This window comes from Martinezella tropici, assembly GCF_008370325.1.
Lineage (GTDB): Bacteria > Pseudomonadota > Alphaproteobacteria > Rhizobiales > Rhizobiaceae > Rhizobium > Rhizobium tropici_B.
In genome coordinates this window covers 1-3,108 of sequence record NZ_VNIP01000031.1, presented here as the reverse complement: position 1 = coordinate 3,108, position 3,108 = coordinate 1, and the positions used below count along the sequence as shown (strand labels likewise).

Sequence of the window (3,108 nt, the reverse complement as noted above, 5' to 3'; positions counted from 1 at the left end):
GCAGAAACGCTCCATCTTTTGTTTTTCCGCATTCCGCACGGACAACCGCTGCCCACTTTTCCTGGAAATGTTTTGGCGCCGGCTCTTCCCCACCCCGGCACGCTCGCGATTTTTGCTTTATAAGGAAAGGCCCGGACGTTGCCGTCCGGGCCGCTTCGATTTATTGGCCAGTGGTGACCTTTGTCCACAAGCGCGTCCCCACGCGCTGCGTTTTTGCATCCCAAGGTGTCAGTGTGAACAACTTCTCGCGGACCGCATCGGTCGGATAGACGGCCGGATCTTCCAGTACGTCCTTGCTCACGAATTCCTGGGACGCCTTGTTGCCGTTGGCATAGGCGGTGAAGTTGCTCGCCTTGGCGATGACTTCCGGCTTCATGATGTAGTTGAGGAAGATATGGGCCTCTTCGACATGCGGTGCATCGGCGGGGATCGCCATGACGTCGAACCACATCTGCGCCCCCTTCTTGGGGATCGAATAGCTGATATTTACGCCGTTCTTGGCCTCGGCGGCACGGTTGCGGGCCTGCAACACATCACCGGAATAGCCGAAGGCGATGCAGATGTCGCCATTGGCCAGCGCGTTGATATATTCGGAGGAGTGAAACTTGCGCACGAACGGCCGGATCGACGTCAAAAGCTCTTCGGCCTTCTTGAAGTCTTCCTGCTTGGTCGAATTCGGGTCGAGACCCAGATAACGCAGGGCCGCCGGAATGACGTCGGTCGGCGAATCCAGCATGTAGATGCCGCAATCCTTGAACTTGGCGGCAAGCTTGGGATCGAAGATCACGTCGATATCGGGCGCGTCATCGGTGCCGAGGATCTGCTTCACCTTGTCGACATTGTAACCGACGCCGCTGGTGCCCCACATATAGTCGATGGCGTACTTGTTGCCGGGATCGTAAGTGGCGATGCGCTGCTGCACCGTATCCCACATGTTGGAGATGTTCGGCAGTTTGGACTTGTCGAGCTTCTGGAAGACGCCGGCCTTGATCTGGCGCTGCAGGAAATAGGCCGTCGGCACGACGACGTCGTAGCCGGTCTTGCCCGCAAGCAACTTGGTTTCCAGGGTCTCGTTCTGATCGAACGTGTCGTAGACGACCTTGATGCCGGTTTCCTTGGTGAAATCCGACAGGATCGAATTATCGATGTAATCCGACCAGTTATAGATATTGACGACTTTGTCTTCTGCCTGAGCGACCGTTGCCAGCGAAACGACCGCGAACGCCGTTGCTGCAAGCCGTGCGAACATGGACTTCATAGTCTCTCCTGTTTTGTTCAAGGGCATCCAGGCGACACCCAACCCTCTGTTTTTCCCGTTAGACTAGAAAGGAAATATGAAGGCGACAAGGGGAAAAGCGTGGGCTCACACTCTTTCGCATTTTTGCCGTCCACCGTCCGCAGGACGCACGAGAAAGCAGACGTCGAGGTGTTCCGTCACGCATAGGTCGGGCGCTTGCCCGCAAAAAGCTCGGCATGGCTTTTCAAGAGCTTGGCCATGCGGTCGACCACGGTGCGGATTTCCCTTCGGTGACGGTCGGCATTGTTCATGACGATCCATTGCCGGTGGCGGAGAGACGGGATTTCCTCGCCAACCCGTTCCAGCCTCGGCTCCTGATCACCGACGAAGCAGGGCAGAACCGCAATGCCCGACCCCGCAAGCACGAGATCATGAAGCGAGCGCGGGCGGGTGACCGTGAAAGCGATCTCCTCCCGCCTGTTTTGATGCGGCCAGCGCAGATAGGCCGACACCGCCTCTTCCTCCGCCACCGCGATCCAGCGCTGTGGGCCGACAAAGCGGATATTGCGGGCCTGATAGGCGGCATAGGCGACATCACCGATCTTGATGGCCGCGAGATTCGCCTCCTCCGGCTCGAATGCGCGGATGCCTATGTCACTCTCGCGATGGGCAAGGCTGACGCGTCGCTCGCCGAGATGCAGATCGATGCGGAATCCATCCCGCTCCGAACAGATCGTCGGCATGTTCTGACTGAGCAGCCAGCCGATCCATGTGCCGGCAGTGATGCGGACGACGGACATGCCCTGGGCATCGCGCTGCCAACTGTCGACCTTGCGGGCGGCGGCCTCCATTTCCAGCAGCTGATCGAATAGCGCCTGGCCGTCACCAGTCAGCGTGTAGCCGGCCTGGCTGCGTTCGAAGAGGGGGCGGCCGATCTGTCCCTCCAGTTCCAGCATCCGCCGACCGATCGTTGCCGGGCTTAGGCCGCTCGAAGCGACCGCTCCCGTCAGTCCGCCGCCGCGGGCGACATCGAGGAAGAGCTGATAGGAATCCCAGGTGGTATTTTTCATAATTGAAAAACATAGGGCGAAAACGGCCGTTTATAAAGCAAATTCTCATGTGTAGTTAAGGCGATGCCTCAAACCATGGAGACGTCTCATGCTGGAAAGCATCGCTTTGGCCAAGGCCATCGAAATACAAAGCCAGACGCGCGAAGAGCAATGGCGCCAAAAAGAGGATCTCTTCTACCTCGACTATGGGCACGAAACGCCGCGCCTTTTCCTGTGGATCGAACGGATGATCGCCGCCTTAAGCGCTCATCGCAAGCCAATAGGAAAGGCGGACCGGCCGAAAATTGGCCGATCCGCCCGTGATGGCAACAGTTGCAGCGGTCAGGCTGCTTGCTCCCGAATATAACCGACGCTGTATCCGGCTTCGATCTTGAACTGCTGGATCAGGTGCAACAGGGCGTCGGCTTCGGAGGCTAGCTCGCGGCTTGCTGCCGTGGTTTCCTCCACCATGCCGGCATTCTGCTGCGTCATCTGATCCATGTGATTGACCGAGGAATTGACCTCCTGCAGCGCGCTTGCCTGATCGTGGCTGGCATGGGCGATCATTTCCACATGCTGGCTGATCGTGACGATCTGGCTGCTGATCTGCGCCAGCACCGAGCCGGCCTCCTGCACGAACTGCGAACCGGAGGCGACCTCCTCGGTCGACTTGTTGATCAGCCCCTTGATTTCCTTGGCGGCAGCGGCCGAGCGCTGTGCCAGCTCGCGTACCTCCATGGCGACAACGGCGAAACCTTTACCGGCGTCGCCAGCGCGGGCGGCTTCGATGCCGGCATTGAGCGCCAGAAGATTTGTCTGGAA

Annotated in this window: 4 protein-coding genes; 1 reads left to right on the top strand and 3 read right to left on the bottom strand. The window is 58.7% G+C overall.

Going from position 1 to position 3,108, the window contains the following annotated elements; all coding sequences use genetic code 11:
- Positions 1-160 precede the first annotated feature (160 nt).
- Together FP026_RS30015 and FP026_RS30010 are read right to left on the bottom strand one after the other, a co-directional pair.
- A complete protein-coding gene (locus FP026_RS30015; protein ID WP_246665214.1) occupies positions 161-1,249 on the bottom strand; it encodes a polyamine ABC transporter substrate-binding protein in 1,089 nt (362 codons plus the stop codon).
- A gap of 185 nt (positions 1,250-1,434) precedes the next feature.
- Entirely contained in the window at positions 1,435-2,307 is an 873-nt protein-coding gene (locus FP026_RS30010; RefSeq protein ID WP_149633098.1) for a LysR family transcriptional regulator, read from the bottom strand.
- An 88-nt stretch (positions 2,308-2,395) separates the two neighbouring features.
- On the opposite strand from FP026_RS30010, the gene FP026_RS30005 reads away from it, so the two are divergent.
- Positions 2,396-2,653, top strand: coding sequence for a hypothetical protein (locus FP026_RS30005; RefSeq protein WP_149633097.1), 258 nt, complete (start codon positions 2,396-2,398; stop codon positions 2,651-2,653).
- Here the strand turns inward: FP026_RS30005 and FP026_RS30000 are convergent.
- Positions 2,629-3,108, bottom strand: a 480-nt coding sequence (locus FP026_RS30000; RefSeq protein ID WP_246665495.1) for a methyl-accepting chemotaxis protein, incomplete at its 5' end; no start/stop codon positions are given. The genes FP026_RS30005 and FP026_RS30000 overlap by 25 nt on opposite strands.